The sequence below is a fragment of the Thermus sp. FJN-A genome, from assembly GCF_054655095.1.
This window is the reverse complement of record NZ_BAAHSC010000174.1, coordinates 30,444-50,193: the sequence shown is the minus strand read 5'-3', so window position 1 is coordinate 50,193 and position 19,750 is coordinate 30,444. Positions and strand designations below refer to the sequence as shown.

General features: G+C 68.0%; 20 protein-coding genes and 1 pseudogene. 7 read left to right on the top strand and 14 right to left on the bottom strand.

The genetic code is table 11. From position 1 onward, the window contains the following. Positions 1-9: 9 nt before the first annotated feature. The 3 genes and pseudogenes from ACYQ0J_RS05830 to ACYQ0J_RS05820 all read right to left on the bottom strand — a co-directional run. Positions 10-879, bottom strand: a pseudogene (locus ACYQ0J_RS05830) (SLAC1 family transporter); the annotation flags it as partial. A 75-nt stretch (positions 880-954) separates the two neighbouring features. After that, positions 955-1,887 carry an NAD-dependent epimerase/dehydratase family protein gene (locus tag ACYQ0J_RS05825; RefSeq protein ID WP_460171237.1) on the bottom strand — a complete coding sequence of 311 codons (933 nt, stop codon included), beginning with the start codon at positions 1,885-1,887 and terminating at the stop codon, positions 955-957. A gap of 63 nt (positions 1,888-1,950) precedes the next feature. Next, entirely contained in the window at positions 1,951-2,523 is a 573-nt protein-coding gene (locus ACYQ0J_RS05820; RefSeq protein ID WP_460171236.1) for a thioredoxin family protein, read from the bottom strand. 67 nt (positions 2,524-2,590) lie between these two features. On the opposite strand from ACYQ0J_RS05820, the gene ACYQ0J_RS05815 reads away from it, so the two are divergent. From ACYQ0J_RS05815 to ACYQ0J_RS05805, 3 genes are read left to right on the top strand one after another with little or no spacing between them, the layout of a single operon-like run. After that, positions 2,591-5,005, top strand: coding sequence for a cation-translocating P-type ATPase (locus ACYQ0J_RS05815; protein ID WP_460171235.1), 2,415 nt, complete (start codon positions 2,591-2,593; stop codon positions 5,003-5,005). Next, positions 5,002-5,451, top strand: a complete 450-nt coding sequence (locus ACYQ0J_RS05810) for a CBS domain-containing protein (protein WP_460171234.1) — start codon at positions 5,002-5,004, stop codon at positions 5,449-5,451. Before ACYQ0J_RS05815 ends, ACYQ0J_RS05810 begins: the two co-directional genes overlap by 4 nt. Further along, positions 5,448-6,413 carry a sodium:calcium antiporter gene (locus ACYQ0J_RS05805; RefSeq protein ID WP_460171233.1) on the top strand — a complete coding sequence of 322 codons (966 nt, stop codon included), beginning with the start codon at positions 5,448-5,450 and terminating at the stop codon, positions 6,411-6,413. Before ACYQ0J_RS05810 ends, ACYQ0J_RS05805 begins: the two co-directional genes overlap by 4 nt. Here the strand turns inward: ACYQ0J_RS05805 and ACYQ0J_RS05800 are convergent. The 11 genes from ACYQ0J_RS05800 to mglB all read right to left on the bottom strand — a co-directional run bounded on the left by ACYQ0J_RS05800 (position 6,377) and on the right by mglB (position 16,406). Then, complete coding sequence (locus ACYQ0J_RS05800) at positions 6,377-6,838, bottom strand: universal stress protein (protein ID WP_460171232.1); 462 nt, start codon at positions 6,836-6,838, stop codon at positions 6,377-6,379. The genes ACYQ0J_RS05805 and ACYQ0J_RS05800 overlap by 37 nt on opposite strands. A gap of 4 nt (positions 6,839-6,842) precedes the next feature. Further along, positions 6,843-8,570 carry a ribonuclease J gene (locus tag ACYQ0J_RS05795; RefSeq protein WP_460171231.1) on the bottom strand — a complete coding sequence of 576 codons (1,728 nt, stop codon included), beginning with the start codon at positions 8,568-8,570 and terminating at the stop codon, positions 6,843-6,845. Between the two features lie 57 nt (positions 8,571-8,627). After that, positions 8,628-10,772 (bottom strand): polyribonucleotide nucleotidyltransferase, encoded by a 2,145-nt coding sequence (pnp, locus tag ACYQ0J_RS05790; protein ID WP_460171230.1) that lies wholly within the window; start codon positions 10,770-10,772, stop codon positions 8,628-8,630. 58 nt (positions 10,773-10,830) lie between these two features. Then, positions 10,831-11,100: a 30S ribosomal protein S15 gene (gene rpsO / locus ACYQ0J_RS05785; RefSeq protein ID WP_460171229.1), complete on the bottom strand. Its 270-nt coding sequence runs from the start codon at positions 11,098-11,100 to the stop codon at positions 10,831-10,833. 44 nt (positions 11,101-11,144) lie between these two features. Further along, positions 11,145-12,311, bottom strand: coding sequence for an MFS transporter (locus ACYQ0J_RS05780; protein ID WP_460171228.1), 1,167 nt, complete (start codon positions 12,309-12,311; stop codon positions 11,145-11,147). Further along, complete coding sequence (locus tag ACYQ0J_RS05775) at positions 12,308-12,793, bottom strand: hypothetical protein (protein ID WP_460171227.1); 486 nt, start codon at positions 12,791-12,793, stop codon at positions 12,308-12,310. Before ACYQ0J_RS05775 ends, ACYQ0J_RS05780 begins: the two co-directional genes overlap by 4 nt. 66 nt (positions 12,794-12,859) lie before the next feature. Beyond that, positions 12,860-14,548, bottom strand: a complete 1,689-nt coding sequence (locus tag ACYQ0J_RS05770) for a b(o/a)3-type cytochrome-c oxidase subunit 1 (protein ID WP_460171226.1) — start codon at positions 14,546-14,548, stop codon at positions 12,860-12,862. A gap of 3 nt (positions 14,549-14,551) precedes the next feature. Then, on the bottom strand, positions 14,552-15,058 hold the full coding sequence (cbaB, locus tag ACYQ0J_RS05765) for a ba3-type cytochrome C oxidase subunit II (protein WP_093007358.1): 507 nt from the start codon (positions 15,056-15,058) through the stop codon (positions 14,552-14,554). Positions 15,059-15,061: 3 nt separating this feature from the next. Next, complete coding sequence (locus ACYQ0J_RS05760) at positions 15,062-15,166, bottom strand: cytochrome c oxidase subunit 2A (protein WP_460171225.1); 105 nt, start codon at positions 15,164-15,166, stop codon at positions 15,062-15,064. A gap of 159 nt (positions 15,167-15,325) precedes the next feature. Next, the gene (gene mglA, locus ACYQ0J_RS05755; RefSeq protein WP_460171224.1) at positions 15,326-15,913 is read right to left on the bottom strand and encodes a GTPase MglA; all 588 of its coding nucleotides are present in this window, start codon (positions 15,911-15,913) and stop codon (positions 15,326-15,328) included. A gap of 1 nt (position 15,914) precedes the next feature. Further along, positions 15,915-16,406 (bottom strand): GTPase-activating protein MglB, encoded by a 492-nt coding sequence (mglB, locus tag ACYQ0J_RS05750; RefSeq protein WP_460171223.1) that lies wholly within the window; start codon positions 16,404-16,406, stop codon positions 15,915-15,917. A 17-nt stretch (positions 16,407-16,423) separates the two neighbouring features. Here mglB and ACYQ0J_RS05745 point away from each other — a divergent pair, with 17 nt between their 5' ends. From ACYQ0J_RS05745 to ACYQ0J_RS05730, 4 genes are read left to right on the top strand one after another with little or no spacing between them, the layout of a single operon-like run. Then, complete coding sequence (locus ACYQ0J_RS05745; RefSeq protein WP_460171222.1) at positions 16,424-17,749, top strand: M20/M25/M40 family metallo-hydrolase; 1,326 nt, start codon at positions 16,424-16,426, stop codon at positions 17,747-17,749. 27 nt (positions 17,750-17,776) lie between these two features. After that, positions 17,777-18,658, top strand: coding sequence for an agmatinase (gene speB / locus ACYQ0J_RS05740; protein ID WP_460171221.1), 882 nt, complete (start codon positions 17,777-17,779; stop codon positions 18,656-18,658). Between the two features lie 28 nt (positions 18,659-18,686). Next, positions 18,687-19,571 carry an alpha/beta hydrolase family protein gene (locus tag ACYQ0J_RS05735; RefSeq protein ID WP_460171220.1) on the top strand — a complete coding sequence of 295 codons (885 nt, stop codon included), beginning with the start codon at positions 18,687-18,689 and terminating at the stop codon, positions 19,569-19,571. Positions 19,572-19,580: 9 nt separating this feature from the next. Beyond that, the gene (locus ACYQ0J_RS05730) at positions 19,581-19,745 is read left to right on the top strand and encodes a hypothetical protein (RefSeq protein WP_460171219.1); all 165 of its coding nucleotides are present in this window, start codon (positions 19,581-19,583) and stop codon (positions 19,743-19,745) included. Positions 19,746-19,750: the final 5 nt, after the last annotated feature.

The following is a 19,750-nucleotide window of genomic DNA, read 5'->3' as shown; positions in this document are numbered from 1 at the left end:
GGCTAGGAGGCGGAAGACCAGGCTCTCCAGCCCCTCCGCCAGGGCCCGGGTGGCCAGGGTGAAGGCGGCCAAGGGGAAGACCAGGCCCCAAAGCCCGGGCTGGAAGCGGAGGCGCACCCGGTGCAGGAGGAGGTTTTCCAGGAGGAGGGCCAGGGCCAGGACGAGCCACCACCCCCCCAGGCCCCAGAGGGCGGCGCCGAAGAGGTAGAGGGCCTCGAGGCCCCCCGGGTACAGCCCCGCTTCCCTTGCTCCTGCGAAGAGGGCGAGGGGGGCCAGGATGCCCACCCCCACGGGGGCCAGGCCGATGAAGAGGCTGGGGACGAGCTCGGGGGCCGGGCGCTCGTGGGCGTAGAGGCGCCCGAAGAGGGTGGCCCCCACCCAGAGGAAGAGGACGAGGCCCAGGCCCAGGAACATGAGGAGCCAGAAGAAGGCCTCCCGGGCCCAGGGGCCGAGGAGGGGGAGGAGGGGCCCCCCCGCCAGGGGCACCACGATGGCGGAAACCGGGGGGATGAACCAGGTGCCGTTGGCCGCCTCAAAGGGCAGGCGCAGGCGGGTGAAGACCAGGTACCCCACGAGGAGGCTGAGGAGGAGGGTGAGGGGGGCCCCCAGGGCGAAGAGGCCCAGGGCCAGGCCCGGGAGGCCCGCCACCTGGAGGCTGGCCAGGCCGAAGAGGAGGAAGGCCAGGGGGAAGGTGGCGTAGAGCTGGGAGAGGAGGGGGTGGTGGAGTTCCTGCCACACCTGGGCCGGGTGGCGCAGGAGCTTGGCCAGGAAGAAGGCGAGGCTTAAGGCGAAGAGGAGGCCCGAAAGGGCGTAGGCGAGGAGGCCCAGGGGGAGGGCGCCGAAGGCCTTGAGGGCCAGGGCCACCCCGCTTCCCCCCATGACCGAGGCAAACCAGGCCGGGTGGAAGTGGCGCGCGCTCATAAACCCCCATTTTGGGTACGGGGGTAGGGTATGTCAACGGGCGCGGAAGGCCTCCACGGTGCGCCTTATCCCCTCCGCAAACCCCACCCTGGGCCGCCACCCGTGGGCCATGAGCTTGTGGGGGGAGAGGACGCTCCGCTCCAGGTCCCCGGGGCGCGGGGGGGCTTGGACCACCTGGGGGGTTCGGCCCGCGGCCTGGGCCACCGCCTCGAGGACCTCCCTGGTGGTGTGCCCCTCCCCGGTGCCCACGTTGTACACCCCCTCGAGGCCCTTAAGGGCCAGGTTGTGGGCCTCCACCACGTCCCCCACGTACACGTAGTCCCGCACGCACCCCTCGTCCCCCGGCGTCTTCCGGGCGTAGAGGGTCACGGGCTCCCCCTTGAGCACCCGCTCCGCGAAGATGGCCACCACTCCCGCTTCCCCGTGGGGGTCCTGCCTGGGGCCGTAGACGTTGCCGTAGCGCAGGGAGACCCACTTGAGGCCGTAGTTCTGCCCGTAGGCGGAGAGGTAGTGCTCGAAGGCCGCCTTGCTCGCGGCGTAGGGGCTTTTGGGGCGGGGAGGCCAGGTTTCCTCCGCGGCCTCCCCCTCGGGCACCTCCCCGTAGATGGCCCCCCCGGTGGAGGCGAAGAGGAGCTTCTCCACCCTCCACCTGCGGCAGGCCTCCAGGAGGTTAAGCCCCCCCAGGAGGTTCACCTCAAAGTCCAGGAGGGGGTTTTCCACGCTCACCTTCACCGAGGCCTGGGCCGCCTGGTGGGAGACGTGGGTGGGGCGGAACTCCCGGAAGACCCGCTCCAGGCCCTCCCGGTCGCGGAGGTCCACCTTGTAGAAGTAAAGGCCTTGGGGGACGTTTTCCCGTTTACCCGTGGAGAGGTTGTCCAGGACGGCCACCTCGAGGCCCTCCCGGAGGAGGCTTTCCACGATGTGGCTTCCGATGAACCCGGCACCGCCCGTGACCAGTACGCGCATGGGGTACCTCCAAAAAACCCGGGCCAGTCTACCAGAAAGGGTCCCGGGAGGGAAGGGCTACCCCTAGGCCTGGCCGATGCGCACCTCGGGCTCGTTGCCGGGGCGCCACTTGATGGTGCAGCCGATGGCGGGGGCCTCCTTGAGGGGGGGGTCCTGGCCCTGGAGGAGGGCCTCTATGGCCGCCTCGAGGTCGTGGCTTTGCACCTGGTCGGGGAACTTGGGGCTGTCGTTCACCCGGCCGTGGTAGCGGAGAAGGCGCCTCTCGTCAAAGAGGAAGACCTCCGGGGTGCGCAGGGCGCGGTAGGCCTTGGCCACCTCCTGGGTCTCGTCCAGGAGGTAGGGGAAGAAGATGCCGTGTTCCTTCGCGAAGGCCACCATGCCCTCGGGGCTGTCCTCGGGGTAGCGCTCGTAGTCGTTGGGGTTGATGCCCACGAAGGCCACCTTGCCCCGGTACCTTTCCGCCAGGGCCACGAGCTCGGCGATGGAGCCCTTCACGTAGGGGCAGTGGTTGCACATGAAGACCACGGCCAAAAGAGGCTCCTGGAACTGGGAGAGGCGGTAGCGCCCGCCCCTCGGGTCGGGGAGCTCCGCGTCAATCAGGGGGCTTTCCAAGGGAAGCTCGGGGTACTGGAGCATGGCCCTATCCTACCCGCTCCCCGGCTTCCGGGACAATAGTCCGACCCCTTATGGGTATCCTGGGTCCATGCGCGGGCTTTCCTCCGAAGAGGCGCGGCGGAGGCTATCGGAATACGGCCCCAACGCCCTCCCCGAAAAGCCCCCAGAGCCCCTCTGGCGGAAGTTTCTGCGCCAGTTTCAAAACCCCCTGGTCTACATCCTCCTCTTCGCCTTGGCCGTGGACCTGGCCTTCTGGCTTGGGGAGGGGGCGCGGGGGGCCCCCCTGGAGTCCCTGGCCATCCTGGCCATCCTGCTCCTGAACGCGGGGCTCGGCACCCTGCAGGAGAGGCGCTCGGAGGACGCCCTTCGCCGCCTTAAGGCCCTGGCCGAGCCCCTGGCCTGGGTCCTGCGGGACGGGACCTTCCGCCGCCTTCCCTCCCGGGAGATCGTCCCCGGGGACGTGGTGCGCCTGGAGGCGGGGGACCGCATCCCCGCCGACGGGGTCGTGCGGGAGGGCCGGGGCCTCCTGGTGGACGAGAGCATCCTCACGGGGGAAAGCGTCCCCGTGGAGAAGGAGGTCGGCCAGGAGGTCCATGCGGGGACCCTCCTGGTGCGGGGCCTCGCCCTGGTGGAGGTCACCCGCACCGGCCTGGAGAGCGCCATGGGGCGCATCGCCCACCTCCTCGCCGAGATGGAGGAGGAGAAGACCCCCTTGGAGCGGCGCCTTCATGCCTTTGGCCACCGGGTGGCCCTTTGGGTGTTGCTTCTGGCCCTCTTGCTGGTGCTCCTGGGGTTGGCGATAGAAGGCCCCTCCCCCAAGGTGTTCCTCTTCGCCGTGGCCCTGGCGGTGGCCGCCGTTCCCGAGGGGCTTCCCGCCATCCTCACCCTGGCCTTGGCCCTGGGGGTGGAAAGGATGGCCCGGCGCCAGGCGGTGGTCCGCCGCCTGGCCGCGGTGGAGGCCCTGGGGAGCGTCACCGTGATCGCCACCGACAAGACGGGCACCCTCACGGAGAACCGCATGGAGGTGCAGGACCTCCTGAGCCCCGACCGGGAGAAGGCCCTCATGGCCATGGTCCTCTGCAACGATGCCGACCTCGCCACCGGGGCCGGGGACCCCTTGGAGCTCGCCCTCCTGCGCTACGCCAGCCGCCACCTGGACCCGGTGAGGGTGCGCCAGGCCCATCCCCGCCTCTCCGGGCGTCCCTTTGACAGCGCCTGGAAGTTCATGCGGGTCACCACCCCCCTGGGGAGCTTCCTCAAGGGGGCCCCAGAGGCCCTCATCCCCCGACTGGACCTGCCCGAAAGGGAAAAGCAAGACCTCCTGCGGGAGGCGGAGGCCCAGGCGGCCCGGGGCTTCCGGGTCCTGGCCCTGGCCTTTGGGGAGGGGGAGCGGGAGGAGGGCCTCCGCTTCTTGGGCTTTGTCCTCTTCCTGGACCCCCCCCGCCCCGAGGTGCCCGGGGCGGTGGCCCGGGTGCTCCAGGCCGGGGTGCGGGTGGTGATGGTCACCGGGGACCATCCGGCCACCGCCTTGGCCATCGCCCGGAGGGTGGGGATTCCGGCGAAGACCGTGGTCACGGGGGAAGAGATCGGGAGGCTTTCCGAGGAGGAGCTCCTGAAGGTGGACGTCTTCGCCCGGGTGAAGCCCGAGGACAAGCTCCGCATCGTGGAGGCCTTCCAGAGGGCTGGGGAAGTGGTGGCCATGACCGGGGACGGGGTGAACGACGCCCCCGCCCTCAAGCGGGCGGACGTGGGCGTGGCCATGGGGCAAAGGGGCTCCGACGTTACCCGGGAGGTGGCGGACCTGGTGCTTCTGGACGACAACTTCGCCACCATCGTGGCCGCCATAGAGGAAGGGCGGAGCATCTACGAGAACATCCAGAAGTTCATCCGCTTCCTCTTCTCCACCAACCTCTCCGAGGTCCTGGTGGTGGCCTTCGGCATGGTCTTCGCCGCCCTTCTAGGCCTAAGGGACGAGGCGGGCCACCTCCTCCTCCCCCTCACCGCGGCGCAGATCCTCTGGATCAACCTCGTCACCGACGGGTTGCCCGCCCTGGCCCTGGCCCTGGACCAAAACCCCGGGGTGCTCTCCCGTCCCCCCAGGCCCAAGGAAAGCCCCCTCCTGGACGGCCCCTCCTTGCGCTTCGTCCTCCTCACGGGTTTCCTGAAGGCGGCCTTGGCCCTCTCCCTCCTCGGTTTCCTGCCCCCGTGGCTGGGGACGGAGGGGGCGCGCACCGCCACCTTCCACTTCATGGCCATAGGCCAGCTCTTCTTCGCCTACGCCGCCCGGCACACCCACATCTACCCCCTGCCCAACCCCTACCTGCACGGGGCCGTGGCCTTGGGGATCCTCTTGCAGGTGGGGTTGGGGACCCTCGGGCCCGGGCTCCTGGAGGCCATCCCCATACCCCTCTGGGCGTGGGGCCTCGTCCTCCTCGCCGCCCTTTTGGCCTGGGGTCTGGCGGAGGTGATGGACCGGTTACTATGGAGAAAGGAGGCGCGATGAAGGTAAGGGACGTCATGGTCAGCCCCGTGGTCAGCGTGCCCTTGGGGACCACCTTGGACCGGGTGGCGGATCTGATGACCGCTAACCGCATCGGCAGCGTGTTGGTGGTGGACGAGAAGGGGAAGCTGGTGGGCATCGTTACCGAGAGCGATTTTCTCAAGGAAAGGGGCATTCCCTTTTCCACCTTCCGCGCTCCCTTGCTCCTCGGCCGCTTCCTGGAAGGAGAGCAGCTGGAGCGGATTCTGAGGGAAGCCAAGGCCACGCGGGTGGAGGAGATCATGACCGCCCCTGTCCACGCGGTGGGGCCGGAAGCCCCCTTGCGGGAGGTGTTGGAGACCATGCTCGCCTACGACATCAACCGCATCCCCGTGGTGGACGGGGAGGGGAGGCCGGTGGGCATCGTTTCCCGCTTTGATCTCCTGAGGTTCCTCCAAGACCGGGTATGACCGCCCTGGCCTTCCTGGGGGTGGCCCTGGTCATCTTGCTGGCGGGCCGGCAGGTGGCCTTTTACGGGGATGTGCTGGCGGAGAAGACGGGGCTCGGCCGCACCTTCGTGGGGCTTTTCCTGGTGGGCATCACCACCAGCTTGCCGGAGATCTTTAACGTTACCAGCGCCGCCTTGCAGCACTTGCCCGAAATCGCCGTGGGAAACCTCCTAGGGGCCAGCATGGTGAACTTTCTTCTCCTCACCGTGCTGGATGCCGTCCATCCCCGTCCCCTCACCGCCCGGGCCAGCCAGGAACACGCCTTGAGCCTGGGGTTTGTGGTCCTCCTGTTGGCGGTGGCGGGGCTTGGCCTTTTGGCGGAGCGGAGCCTGGGGCGGGTGGGGGGGTTTGCCCTGGCCCTCGCCCCCCTCTATTTTTTCGCCCTATGGCTTTCCTTTCGCTACGCCAGGCGTTTTCCTCGCGATGAGGCCCTCGAGGAGGAGGCCTACGGCCATATCCCCCTGCGGGTCGCCGCGGGGCGCTACCTCCTCGGGGCGGGCGTTTTGGTGGGGGCGGCGGTGCTCCTTCCCGGCCTGGCCGAGGCCTTAGCCCGGGAAACGGGGCTGGGCCAGGCCTGGGTGGGCACCTTCTTGGTGGGGATCGTCACCACCTTGCCCGAGGCCACGGTGGTCCTGGCCGCAGCCCGCCTGGGGGCGGTGGACCTGGCCTTAGGCAACGCCCTGGGAAGCGCCATGTTCAACACCTTTTTGCTCTTCTATGCCGATCTCCTGGTCCCTGGTCCCCTCCTGGCCCAGGTGGGGGGAAGCCATCTCCTCAGCGTCCTGGTCCTCCTGGGCATGGCGGGGACGGTCCTCAGCGGCCTCATGTACCAAAGCCTGAGGAAGCTCTGGGTCCTGGCCTACGATTCCTGGGCCATCCTGGCCCTTTACCTGCTTGCGGCCTCGCTTCCCCTGGCGCGGTAGGGAACCACCAGGACCGGCTTGGGGCTTCGGCGGACCACCTCCTGGGTCACGCTGCCCAAAAGCACCGCGTCCAAGCCCGTGCGCCCGTGGGTGGCCATGACCAAGAGGTCGTGCTTTTCCGCTTCCCTGAGGATCACCTCCGCCGCCCTTCCCTCCAGGAGATGGGCTTCAAACGCCACCCCTAGTTCCTCCGCCCTGCGGGTGGCCCGGTCCAAGGCGGCGAGCCCCTCCTGGCGCATGTCCTCCACCAGCTCCTGGTAATAGGGGAGGGTCTCGGGGCCGAGGAGGAGGCTCTTCGTCAGGGGCTCCAGGGCGTAGAGGAAGGCCACCCGGGCCTTTAGGGCCCGGGCCAGCCCCAGGCCCTCCTCCACCCCCCTCTCCGCCGCCTCGCTCCCATCCGTGGGCAAAAGCAGGCTCTGGTACATGCCTTTACCCCTCGATGACCACGGGCAGGATCATGGGGTCCCGGCCCGTGGCCTTCTTCAAGAACTTCTTCACCGGGTAGTAGATGTCGTCCCGGATGCGCTCCAAGGGCTTCTTTTCCCGCACCCCGTGCTCTAGGGCCTCGAGGGCCATGCGCCGCACCTCGCCGAGAAGCCGCTCCCCGGCCTTGACGAAGCCGCGGGAGACCACCTCCACCACCGGGTCCTCCCCGGCGAGGGCGGTGATCACCACCAGGCCCTCCTCGGCCATGTGGCGGCGGTCCGCCAGGATCTCCTCGGTGATGTCCCCCACCCCCAGGCCGTCCACGTAGAGGACCCCGTGGGGCACCGTCCCCACCTTGTCAAAGCTATCCCGGGTGAGGCGGTAAATGGCCCCGTTTTCCCCGATCAGGGTCTTCTCCGGAGGGCGGCTCATGGACTCGGCGAGCCACTTGAAGTTCACCTGGTGCCGCACCTCCCCGTGCCACGGCAGGAAAAAGCGGGGGGTGGTGAGGTTGAGGATGAGCTTGAGCTCTTCCTGGGAGGCGTGCCCCGAGGCGTGGACCTTGTAGGTGGGGGGGTAGAGGACATAGGCCCCCAGGGCGTAGAGGCGGTTGATGACCCGGTTCACCGCCTCCTCGTTCCCCGGGATGGGGCTTGAGGAGAGGATCACCGTGTCCCCGGGCTTGATGGCCATCTTGGCATGCCCCTCAAAGGCCAGGCGGTGGAGGACGGACATGGGCTGGCCCTGGCTCCCCGTGGCCAGGATGAGGACCTGGTGGTCGGGGAGGTCCTTCACCTCCTCCAGGGTGTAGAGGCGGTCCTTGACCTTGAGGTAGCCGAGCTCCAGGGCGATGCGGCTGAACTTGAGCATGCTCCGCCCCTCCATGGCCACCTTGCGCCCGTACTTCTCCGCCGCCCAGATCACCGACTGAATGCGGTGGATGTGGCTGGCGAAGGTGGTGACGAAGACCCGCCCCGGGGCGCGGCCGATGACCCGGTCCAGCTCCTTGGCGATCTCCATCTCGCTTGGGGTGTAGCCGGGCCTTTCGGCGTTGGTGGCGTCGGCGATGAGGAGGAGCACCCCTTCCGCCCCCGCCTGGGCCACCTTGGCCAGGTGGGAGACCTTCCCGTCAATGGGGGTGGGGTCCAGCTTGAAGTCCCCCGTGTGGACGATGGTGCCGATGGGGGTGCGGATCACCACCCCGGAGTTGTCGGGGATGGAGTGGGTCATGCGGAAGAGGTCCAGGGTGAAGTACCGCCCCACCTGGATGCGGTCGTCGGGGGAGACCTCCTTGAGGTTGAAGGCCCCGGGCCTAAGGCCGAACTCCTCCAGCTTCCCCCGGAGGAGCCCCAAGGTGAGCCTCGCCCCGTAGATGGGCACCGGGCTTTCCTTGCCGAAGACCATGGGCAGGAGGAAGGGCAGGCCCCCGATGTGGTCCTCGTGGCCGTGGGTCAGGACCCAGGCCTTGATCCGGTGGCGGTTTTCTATGAGGTAGTCCACCCGGGGGATGAGGAGGTCCACCCCGGGCATCCCCTCCTCGGGGAAGGCAAGCCCTCCGTCCAGGACGAAGATCTCGTCCCGGTAACGGAAGGCGGTGATGTTCTTGCCGATCTCCCCCATGCCCCCCAGGGGGATGATCTCCACGAAATCCTGGGGCAAGACGCCAGGCGTCCCCCCCTCCTGGGGTTTTCTCCGCCGCCTCCGCCTCGGTTTGCGCGCTTGGTCTTCCATAAACCTCCTCTCTTCCCGGCCCGGCCGGGATGGGCGCAAGGGGAAAACCCCCAGGGGCTAGCCGCGCCGCCTGGGGGGGATCTTGCCCTCCAGCTCGGGGCGGATCAGGTCGATCTTGCCCCGCTCGTCGATGCGGTGGACCTTGACCTTGATGACGTCCCCCACCTTGAGGTAGTCCTCCACCCGCTCCACCCGGCCCGGGGCGATCTGGCTGATGTGCAAGAGGCCCTCGGTGCCGGGGAAAAGGCTCACGAAGGCCCCGAAGGGGGTGATCTTGGTCACGGTGCCCTCGTAGACCTCGCCCACCTTGGCCTCCATGGTGAGTTCCTCGATGCGCCGCTTGGCCTTTTGGGCCGCCTCCATGTCGCTGGAGTAGATGCGCACCGTGCCGTCCTCCTCGATGTCCACCTCCACCCCGAGCTCCTCCAGGGCCCGCACGTTCTTGCCCCCGGGGCCGATGACGAGGCCGATCTTCTCCACGGGAACCTTGAGGGAGAGGATCCTGGGGGCGAAGGGCTTGAGTTCGGGGCGGGGAGCGGGGAGGACCGTCTCCATCAGGTCCAGGATCTTGAGCCTGGCCTCCCGCGCCTGGAGGAGGGCTTCCTTCAGGACCTCCCGGGGCAGGCCCCCCACCTTGTTGTCCATCTGCAAGGCGGTGACGCCCTGGCGGGTCCCCGCCACCTTGAAGTCCATGTCCCCCAGGGCGTCCTCGAGGCCCAGGATGTCGGTGAGGATCACGGCCCGCTCCCCCTCCCACACCAGGCCCATGGCCACCCCGGCCACGGGGGCCCGGATGGGCACCCCGGCGTCCATGAGGGCCAGGCACCCGGCGCAGACCGTGGCCATGGAGCTAGAGCCGTTGGACTCCAGGACGTCCCCCACCACCCGGATGGTGTAGGGGAAGTCCTCCTGTTTGGGAAGCACCGCCTTGAGGGCCCGCTTGGCCAGGTTTCCGTGGCCCACCTCGCGGCGGGAGACGCCCCTTAGGCGCTTCACCTCCCCGGTGGAGAAGGGCGGGAAGTTGTAGTGGACCAGGAAGGGGTCCGTCTCGTCAATGCCCAGGTCGTCAATGATCTGCTCGTCCCGGCCCGTGCCCAGGGTGACGGTGCCCAGGACCTGGGTCTCCCCCCGGGTGAACACGGCGGAGCCGTGGGCCCGGGGCAGGACGTCCACCTCAATCCAGATGGGCCTGAGGTCCCTGGGCCCGCGGCCGTCCGCCCGCCTGCCCTCCTCGAGGACCAGCCTGCGGAGCTCCCGGCGCACCACCTCGTCAAAGGCGCTCTCGTAAAGGGGCTTTTTCCCCTCCTCCGGGGTGTCGTCCTCCCCTTTGGGCAGGACCTCGGCCACCAGGGCCTCGGCGAAGGCGGAGAGGGCCCGGCTCCTTTCCCCCTTGCTGGCCGTCTGGAGCACTTGGGAGAGGCCCCTTTCCATGGCCAGGCGATAGAAGGCCTCCTTTTCCTCCTCGGAGAGGGTTTCGGGCGGGGTCCAGGCCATCTTGGGCTTGGCGAGCTCCCGGGCCATGGCCTCCTGAAGCTTCAGGATGGGCTGGATCTCCCGGTGGGCGAACTCCAGGGCCTGGACCAAAAGCTCCTCGTCCACCTCCTGGGCCCCGGCTTCCACCATGAGGATGGCGTCCTGGCTTCCCGCCACCACCAGATCCAGGGCGCTTTCCTCCAGCTCCTGCAAGGTGGGGTTCAGGACCAGCTGCCCCCCGATGAGCCCCACCCGCACGGCGGCGATGGGTCCCTCCCAAGGGATGTCGGAAAGCAGGAGGGCGGCGCTGGCCGCCGTGGGACCCAAGATGTCCGGGGGGTTCTTCTGGTCGGCGGAGAGCACCGTGACGATCACCTGGACCTCGTGGCGGAAGCCCTTGGGGAAGAGGGGCCTAATGGGCCGGTCCGTCATGCGGGCTGAAAGGATGGCCTTCTCCCCGGGGCGGCCCTCCCGGCGCATGAAGCTTCCCGGGATCTTGCCCACCGCGTAGTGCCGCTCCTCAAACTCCACCGTGAGGGGCAGGAAGTCGGCCTCTATGGGCTCCTCCGAGGCCTGCGCCGTGGCCAAGACCAGGGTTTCCCCGTAGCGCACCAAAACGGCGCCCGAGGCTTGCTTGGCGTACTTGCCGGTTTCCAGGACCAGGGGGCGGCCTGCCACCTGGGTCTCGTACCTGTGGGGTTTGGGGGTGTTGGGCGTGGCTTCTGGCATGGCTTTCCTCAAGCGAAAGGCGGAGCCCTAAGGCCCCGCCCCCGACCTGTCTTCCAGTTTACTTCCTGAGGCCGAGCTTCTCAACTAGGGCCTGGTAGCGCTCCGGGTCTTCCCGCTCCAGGTAGCGAAGAAGCCGCCGCCTTTGCCCCACCAGCATCAAAAGCCCCCGGTGGGAGTGGTGGTCGTGCTTGTGGGCCTGGAGGTGCTCCGAAAGGCGGTTGATCCTTAGGGTGAGGAGGGCCACCTGCACCTCGGTGCTCCCCGTGTCCCCGGGGAAGCGGGCGAACTCCTGGATGACCTTCTGCTTCTCCTCCTTGGTGATGGGCATATTCTCCTCCGTCAGGGGGGAAGGCGCTTTTTGCCCCTTCCTCCTCAAAGCCCCGCAGGGCCTGAACCAGGATAGGCCCTGGGGCGCTTGCCGTCAAGCAGGAAAAGCGCCAGGGCCAGGAGGGCGATGCCTCCCCCGGCCGTGAAGGCCACCTTAGCCCCCCAGGCCTGCCACAGGAGGCCGAAGAGGAGGCTGGCGGGGAGGAGGAGAACCCCCACCACGGTGTGGTAGAGGCCAATGGCGCTGGCCTTGGCCTCCTTTGGGACCAGGGTGGCCAGGTAGGCCCGGCTTGCCCCCTCAAAGGCCGCGGAGTAGAGGGCGTAGGTGAGGAGGAAGCCCACCCCCAGGGAGGGGGTGGAGGCCCAGGCGAAGCCCAGGTACACCAGGGCGTAGAGGCCAAAGCCCAGGGCCACCACCCGGCGCAGGCCCACCCGGTCCGCCAGGCTTCCCAAGGGGTAGGCGAGGAGGGCGTAGGCCAGGTTGTAGAGGGTGTAGGCCAGGGTCACCCGCTCCTCGGAAAGGCCCAGGTCCTTCAGCCTTAGGAGCAAAAAGGCGTTGGAGGAAAGGGCCAGGGTGAAGACCCCGGAGACCCAGAGGAAGCGGCGGTAGCCCGGGTCCATGCGGGCCAGACGCAAGGGGGGGAGGGCCTTGGGGGGCCTTTCGGCCTCCCTCAGGCGGAGAAGAAGGAGAAAGGCCAAAAAGGCGGGCACCGCCGAAAGCCAAAACACCCCCCGCACCCCCACCACCGGCAGGAGGAGGAAGGCCACCAAAGGGCCCAGGGTGGCCCCCAGGGTGTCCAGGCCCCGGTGGAGGCCGTAGGCCCGGCCCAGGGCCTCCTGGGGGGCGCTTTCGGCGATGAGGGCGTCCCGCGGGGCGGTGCGGAGGCCCTTCCCCGTCCGGTCCAGGAAGCGGTAGAGGAGCACGTGCAGGGGATGGGAGGCCAGGGCGAGGATGGGGCGGAAGAGGGCGGGGAGGCCGTACCCCAGGAGGAGGAAGGGGCGCCTCTTCCCGAGCCGGTCCGAAAGCCTCCCCCCCACCACCTTGAAGAGGCTCGCCGTGGCCTCGGCGATGCCCTCCACCAGGCCCAAGGTCCCGGCGCCAGCCCCGAGGCCGCTCAAGAAGAGGGGCAGGAGGGGATAGACCATCTCGCTGGCCACGTCCATGAAGAGGCTGACCAGGCCGAGCAGGTAGACCTGGGGGGGAAGCTTCATGGCCGGTTTCGCAGGTAGAGGTAGAGGAGCAGGGGCTCCGGAAGGACCATGAGGACGGAGAGCGGGTCCAGGGGGGCGGGGGAGAGGAGGGCCGGGCCCAAGGGGGTGAAGAAGGGCAGGGGCAAGGTGCGGGTGAGGAGGAAAAGGAGGAGGAGGACCAGGGAAAGCCCCACCCCCACCTGCCAGACCCGGCGGGCGAAGGGGGGGTCGGCGGTAGGGTACATGAAGCGGAGGGCGGCGAGGGCCAGGCCGTAGGTGACCTTCAGGGCGAGAAGCGCCAAGAAGAGCTGCCCGTAAAAGTAATACTCGCTCACCAGGCCGTAGCGGACCGCCTCTCCCTCGCTGATGCCCAGGGCGCTGCCGCAAAGCCCCTGGCCCAGCGCCTCCCCTAGGCCCAGGCCGAGAAACTGCAGGAAAAAGGGAAGAAAGGAGAGCCCCACCATCCAAGGAAGGGCGGGCGAGGGTAAGAAGCCCACGGGCATAGCCTCCTCCCTTCGGGGGAAAAGGTCAAGGGCCAGGAGGCCCTGGCCCTTAACCGTTTTAAGCCCTTACCAGAGGCGGAGGCCCGGCACGGGGTTCAGGTTGCCGAAGAGCTGGACCAGGGTGGGCCCGTAGGCCAGCACCACCAGGATCACCGCCACAGTGAACCAGAACCCGATGCGGTCCATGGCCTGGACCAGAGGCCGGTCCTCCGGCCCGGAGATCACCTCGGCGAAGGGCACGGGGGCCTCGGCGAGCTCCACGCGGCGCTCCCGGCCGAGGAGGACGCTGAAGAGGCCGTAGATGAAGAGGAGCAGGGCCACGAGGAGGATGATCCCTGCCAGGGCGCTGAAAATCATGGGAACCGCCGCCTGGGGGTAAGCGTCCGGCACCTGGGCGATGTAGGCCCGCCTGGGCACGTTGAGGAGGCCCTGCCAGTGGAGGCCCAGGGCCATGACCATCATGCCGATGAACCAGAGCCAGACCACCGCCAGGCCGAGCCGCCTTTGCCCGTCGGAGATGGGCTTGCCCGTGAGGTTGGGGATGAGCCACCACAAGGAGCCCATGCCCGTGAGGGTCACAAGGCTTGCCACCTGGAGGTGGAAGTGGCCGGGGATCCAGGCGGTGTTGTGCACCACGTAGTCCAGGGTAAAGCTGGCGTTCACCAGGCCGCCCGCCCCGCCCGGGATGAAGCCCAGGAGGCCCAGGACCGGGGCCACGAAGGCAGGGTTGTCCCAGGGAAGGGCCCGGATCCACCCCAAAAGCCCCTTGCCGCCCCGCATCCGCCCCGCGAACTCCAGGCTCGCCGCGATGGTGAAGGCGGTCATGAGGCTCGGCACGGCCACGAACATGGTGAGGATGGAGTGGATCATCTTCCAGGTGGGGTCAATCCCGGGGTCGGCGAACTGGTGGTGGAACCCCACCGGGGTGGAGAGGAGCAGGAAGAGGAGGAAGGCCAGGCGGGCCATGGGGTCGGAGACGAGCTTCCCCCCGGCCTGCTTGGGCAGGACCGCGTAGATGATGGCGTAGGCGGGCAGGAGCCAGAAGTAGACGATGGGGTGGCCCGTCCACCAGAAGAGGGTGCGGGCGATGAGGGGGTCAACGCCCCGGATGAGGCCAAAGGACCAGGGCAGGAGGAAGAGGACGGCCTCCAGCACCAGGCCGATGGAGGCGATGAACCACATGAGCCAGAAGACCACGGCCATGTAGGTGACCAAGGGGGTCACCTTCCCCGGGTTTTGCGCCTTCCAGCGCCGCCACAGGTCCAGGACGATGTAGATGCTCACCCAGGTGGAGAGGACGAAGATGCTGGCCCCCAGGTAGAAGGCCCAGTGGCCCTTAAGGGGCGGGTAGAAGGTGTAAAGCACCGTGGCCTCGTTGGCGAGGAGGGGCAAAGCTGCCATCACCAGGCCGGCGAAGGCCATCCACCAGGAGAACCACATGAGGCCCATGTTGGGCCTCAGGTTCAGCTCCCTGGCGGGCAGGTAGACCATGATGGCCTGGGCGAAGAGCTGGGTGAAGACGATGGCGTTCAAGACCCCGTGCAGGGTCAGGCCCTGGTAGTAGGACTGGACGAAGGGGAGAAGGCGCTTGAGGAGGGGGTAGGCGTCCACGTTGCCGTAGTTCAGGGCCTGGAAGGGGCCAAAGAGGCTGCCCACGATGAGGGCGACAAAGCCCAGGACCAGGAAATAAAGGGTGGCCTTCTTTTCGGGATAGGCCTCGTAGACCCGGCTAATCTCGCTTGCGCGCACCGCCATGGCTCACTCCTTCACCACGATCTTGCCGAACATGTTCTGGTGGCCTACGCCGCAGTACTGGTTGCAGATGATCCGGTACTCCCCGGGCTTCTTGAAGGTGTAGCGCACGGTGGAGACCTCGCCCGGGAGCACCTCCACGTTGATGTTGGTGCCCTCCACGTGGAAGCCGTGGATCACGTCCGGGCTCGTGATCTTGAAGACGATCTCCGCGCCCTTGGGCACCTCAACGGGGTTCGGCTGGTAGCCGAAGGCGAAGGCCAGGACGTAGACGGTGTACTGGTTGGGGCCGGTCTCCACCACCGCCTGGGCGGGGTCGGCCCAGGGGCCTTCGGCGCGCACCTTGGTGGGGTCCACCCGCTCCAGCTTTCCTGCGGGGATGACCCCCGAGGTGTGGGTGGCCAGGGTGTAGGCGATGAGGGCGATGAAGACCACCAGCATGGCCAAGGAGAAGGCGAGCCAGCCTTTCTCGTACGCCAGAATGGCCTTGTGGGCTTTGTGCTCGTCCACCATACCCTACCCCCTAGCGAAGAAGACGGCGTATACCCCCAGCCAGAAGACCAGGATGGTGAGGGTGAGAACCAGTATCACTCCCATGGCGCCGATCGGTTTTTCCTCCATACGCTTCCTCCCTTACGGCGGTTTGCCGTATACGAGGGTTATGTTAGCGAAAGCCCGGGGCAAGGGTGAAGTACATTTGTCCCTTAACAAAATAACCCCTTGGAGAGGGCAAAACCCATACCCCTTTAAGGTATAGAGAGAGGCACGCCCCCCGGCCTTTTACGTGCTCCCCACCCGGGCGAGGATCAGGCGGCTCACCTCCCTCAGGGTCTCAAAGACCCCGCGCCCCTCGGTGGCCACCGCCTCAAAGACCGAAAAGCGCCCCTCGGGGTCCACCACCGCCCGCACCATCTCCACCGGCAAGGCCTCGGGGAGGTCCCGCTTGTTGACCTGCAGGACCACGGGGAGGTCCTCCACCTTGAGGCCGTACTCCGCCAGGTTTTCCCGCATGTTGCGCATGCTCTCCGCGTTGGCCCGGAGGCGGTTCGGGGCGGAGTCGGCCACGAAGACGATGCCGTCCACGCCCCTCAGGATGAGCTTGCGGCTCGCGTTGTAGAAGACCTGGCCCGGCACGGTGTAGAGGTGAAACCGGGTCTTGAAGCCCTTGACCTCCCCCAGGTCCAAGGGCAGGAAGTCAAAAAAAAGGGTGCGCTCGTCTTCCGTGGCCAGGGAGACCATCTCCCCCTTGCGGCCCTCGGGGATCTTGCCGTAGATCCACTTCAGGTTGGTGGTCTTCCCGGAAAGGCCTGGGCCATAGTAGACGATCTTGAAGTTGATCTCGCGGTTGGCGAAGTTGATGGTGCTCATGCTAGTTGCCGAGGAGTTCGTCCAGCAGGGCCTTGGCCTCCTCGCGGTACTGGGTGTCCAGGCTGAGCTTGGGGGGGTTGGCCAGGGCCTCCTCGGCGATCCTGGCCAGGGCCTCCGCCGCCCGCTTGCCGTAGAGCTTCACCTTGCCCAAGGGGGCGTTCTCGTCAAAGACCAGGAGCAGGAGGGCGTGTTCGCCGGCCTCGTCCACGTAAAGGCCCATGCGCTCCCCCTGGTGGAGGATCTCCTGAAACCGCGCCTCGCCCAGGAGCTTGGCCAAGGCCTGGGTGGCGGCGGCGTTGCCCGCCACCAGGGTGGCCAGGGAGTCCAGGGGGGGGGGCTTCGGGGCCCAGAGGGCCTCCTTGTGGGCCAGGACGAAGCCTTTCCGGTCTACGAGGAGGGCGTAGCGGGAACCGGTTTCCCGCAGGGTCTCCTCCAAAACCCCTAGGGCCCGCTCGTAGGGGGCCCCGTAAAGGACCAGGGAGGGTTCCACCATAGTATGCTCAGTCTACCATGGACCCTTTCGTGCAGGAGGCCAAGGCGCTGTTGGCGGAACTGGTGGCCCTGCCCACGGTGAGCGCGGAGGGGAGGGCCCTGGAGGCGGGGGCGGCCAAGGTGGCCGAGCTCCTGGAGGGCCTGGGCCTAAAGGCCGAGCTCCACCTGGGCTACGGGCCCCCGGTGGTCTACGCGGAAGGAGGGGAGGGGGAGAAGACCCTGCTCTTCTACAACCACTACGATGTGCAGCCCCCAGACCCCCTGGAGCTTTGGGACACGGACCCCTTCGTCCTCGCCGAGCGGGAAGGGGCCTGGTACGCCCGGGGTGCCCACGACGACAAGGGGGAGCTCGTGGCTCGCGTGGTGGCCCTGAGGCTTTTCCAGAAGAAGCACGGCTTCCTCCCCCGGGTGAAGCTCGTGGTGGAAGGGGAGGAGGAGGTGGGAAGCCCCCACCTCGAGGCCTACGTGGCGGACAAGCGGGACCGCCTGAAGGCCGAGGCCATCCTCTGGGAGGCGGGAGGCGTGGACGCCAAGGGCAGGCCCTACCTCTACGCCGGGCTCAAGGGCATCGTGGCCCTGGAGCTTAGGGTGCGGACGGCGGCCTTTGACCTCCACTCCTCCTACGGGGCGGTGGTGGAAAACCCCATCTACCGCTTGAGCCGGGCCGTGGCCTCCTTGCGGGACGATGAGGGGCGGGTGCTGATCCCGGGCTTCTACCACCGGGTGCGCCCCCTCACCCCTCTGGAGGTGGAGGTCCTCTCGGAGATCCCCGACGAGTCCGAGGCCTTGAGGGCGGCCTTTGGGGTGCGGGACTTCCTGGGCGGGGCGCGAAACCTGGAGTTCAACCAGCGCCTTTACACGGAGCCCTGCGTGAACGTGAACGGCTTTCATTCGGGCTACGGGGGGCCGGGGTCCAAGACCGTCCTGCCGGCGGAGGCCTTGGCCAAGCTGGACTTCCGCCTGGTGCCGGACCAGGACCCGGAGGAGGTGTCGGGACTCCTTAAGCGCCACCTCGAGGCCCAGGGCTTCCACGACGTGGAGGTGGTGGTCCTGGAAAAGGGGGAACGCCCGGCCCGCTCCGACCTCGCCCACCCCTTCGTGGCCCTGGCGCGGCGGGCCCTGGAGGAGGCCTTCGGGGAGAAGGCGGTCCTCTACCCCAACATGGCGGGCTCCGGGCCCATGCACCCCTTCCTCCACCACCTGAAGGCCCCGGCAGTGGGCCTCGGGGTGGGGTACCCGGGAAGCCGGGTGCACAGCCCCAACGAGCACATCCGCATCCGGGACTTTGAGCGGGGCACCCTGGCCCTCCTCCGGCTCTTGGAGCTCTTCTTCCTGGGCCGCTGAGGGCGGTTTCTGCTAGGCTCTTGGGGTATGCGCCTGATCTTTGGCGAGCGCGACACGCCCTACGAGGAGGCCCGGGTGGTGGTCCTGCCCGTGCCCTACGACCTCTCCCTCTCCTTCCTGCCCGGGGCCAGGCGGGGCCCCGAGGCCATCCTCTTGGCAAGCCGCGAGCTAGAGCCCTTTCTTTTGGAGCTCGGCGCCACCCCCGAGGAGGTGGGCATCCACGCGGCGGAGCCCGTGCCCTGGGTGGCGGGTAGTGCCGAGGAAAGCCACGCCCTCATCCGGGAGGAGGCCCTGGGGCACCTCCAGGCGGGCAAGTGGGTGGTGGCCCTGGGGGGGGACCACTCCATCACCCACCCCCTGGTCCTGGCCCACCGGGAGGCCTTGGGGGCGTTTTCCCTCCTCCACATAGACGCCCACGCCGACCTCTACCCCGAGTGGCAGGGCTCAATCTACTCCCACGCCTCCCCCTTCCACCGCCTCCTGGAGGAGGGGTTCCCCCTGGTGCAGGTGGGCCTCAGGGCCATGGACCGGGAGGCCTTGGCCCTGGCCCGGGAAAAGGGGGTCGCCCTCTTCCCGGCCCACCGGATCCACCGGGAAGGGCTTCCCCTGGAGGAGATCCTGGCCGCCTTGGGGAAGCGGGTCTACATCAGCCTGGACTTCGACGCCCTGGACCCCTCGGTCATGCCCAGCGTGGGCACGCCCCTTCCCGGGGGGCTTTCCTACCGGCAGGTGGTGGACCTCCTGGAGGCCGTCTTCCGGGAGAAGGAGGTGGTGGGCATGGACTTCGTGGAGCTCTCCCCCAACGGCCAGTTCCACGCGGAGATGACCGCGGCCCAGCTCGTCTACCACGCCATCGGCCTCAAAGGGCTTAAGGCAAAGTGGCTTGCCCGGGAAGCGGGCCACATTTAGCCCGTCCTCGGCCCTTTAGCCTGGGGCCATGCGCCCCGGGCTTGCCCTCTTTGTTCTCCTTTCGCAGGCCCTGGCCCAGGTCCTCACCATCCCCGCCTTGCGGGAAAGGACCTACGGGGACGGGGGGTTTCGCGTGGAGGGGGTTCTGGAGGAGAAACCCTCCTTCACCCGGGTTCAGTTTTCCCACCTCTCGGATGGCCTCCGGGTCCACGGCTTCGCCAACCTGCCCAAGGGCCAGGGCCCTTTCCCGGTGGTGGTGGTCCTCCACGGCTACGTGGAGCCTAGCCGCTACCGCCTTCTGGCCTACACCACCCCCTACGCCGACTTCCTGGCGGAAAGGGGCTATCTGGTCCTCCATCCCAACTTTCGGGGCCACCCCCCTTCGGAAGGGGCTCCTGCCCAAGGCCTCCGCCACGCCTACGCCGTGGACGTTCTCAACCTCCTCGCCGAGGTGCGCAAGGGGGCCTTCCCCCAGGCGGATCCCGCCCGCGTGGCCCTCTTCGGCCACTCCATGGGTGGGGGCATCGCCCAGGCCGTGAGCCTGGTGGACCCCTCCTTGGGGGGCGTGGTCCTCTACGGGAGCATGAGCGGGGACGAAAGGCGTAACCTAGAGCGCATCCGCCACTGGTCCGGAGGAAGCCGGGGCCAGGAGCTTCTTGCCCTTTCCCCGGAGGTCCTCCGCCAGGCCTCCGCCTGGACCTACCTGGGGGAACTTTCCGTGCCCTACAGCGTCCACCACGGCACCCAGGACGCCCAGGTGCCCCCGGGGTGGTCCTGGGAGCTTTGCCGGAGGCTCAAGGACCTGAGGAAGCCCGTGGAGTGCTTCAGCTACCCCGGGGGGCACCTCTTCCGGGGGTGGGTGGACCGGGTGTTCCGGGAGCGGGTCCTGGCCTTCCTCAAGCGGGTGCTTTAAGGTAGTACCGTGCGGGCGTTTTTGGAGAACCTTTCCGCCCTCTTCCTTGCCCTGGCCTTCGGCATGGCCCTTCTTGGGGTGCTGGCCCGGCTTCTGGGCGTGCGGCGCTCCTGGCCCCTTTTCCTCCTCGCCCTCCTCCTTTTCCTTTTAGGCCTGTACTGGGGTGTAAAATAGCCCCC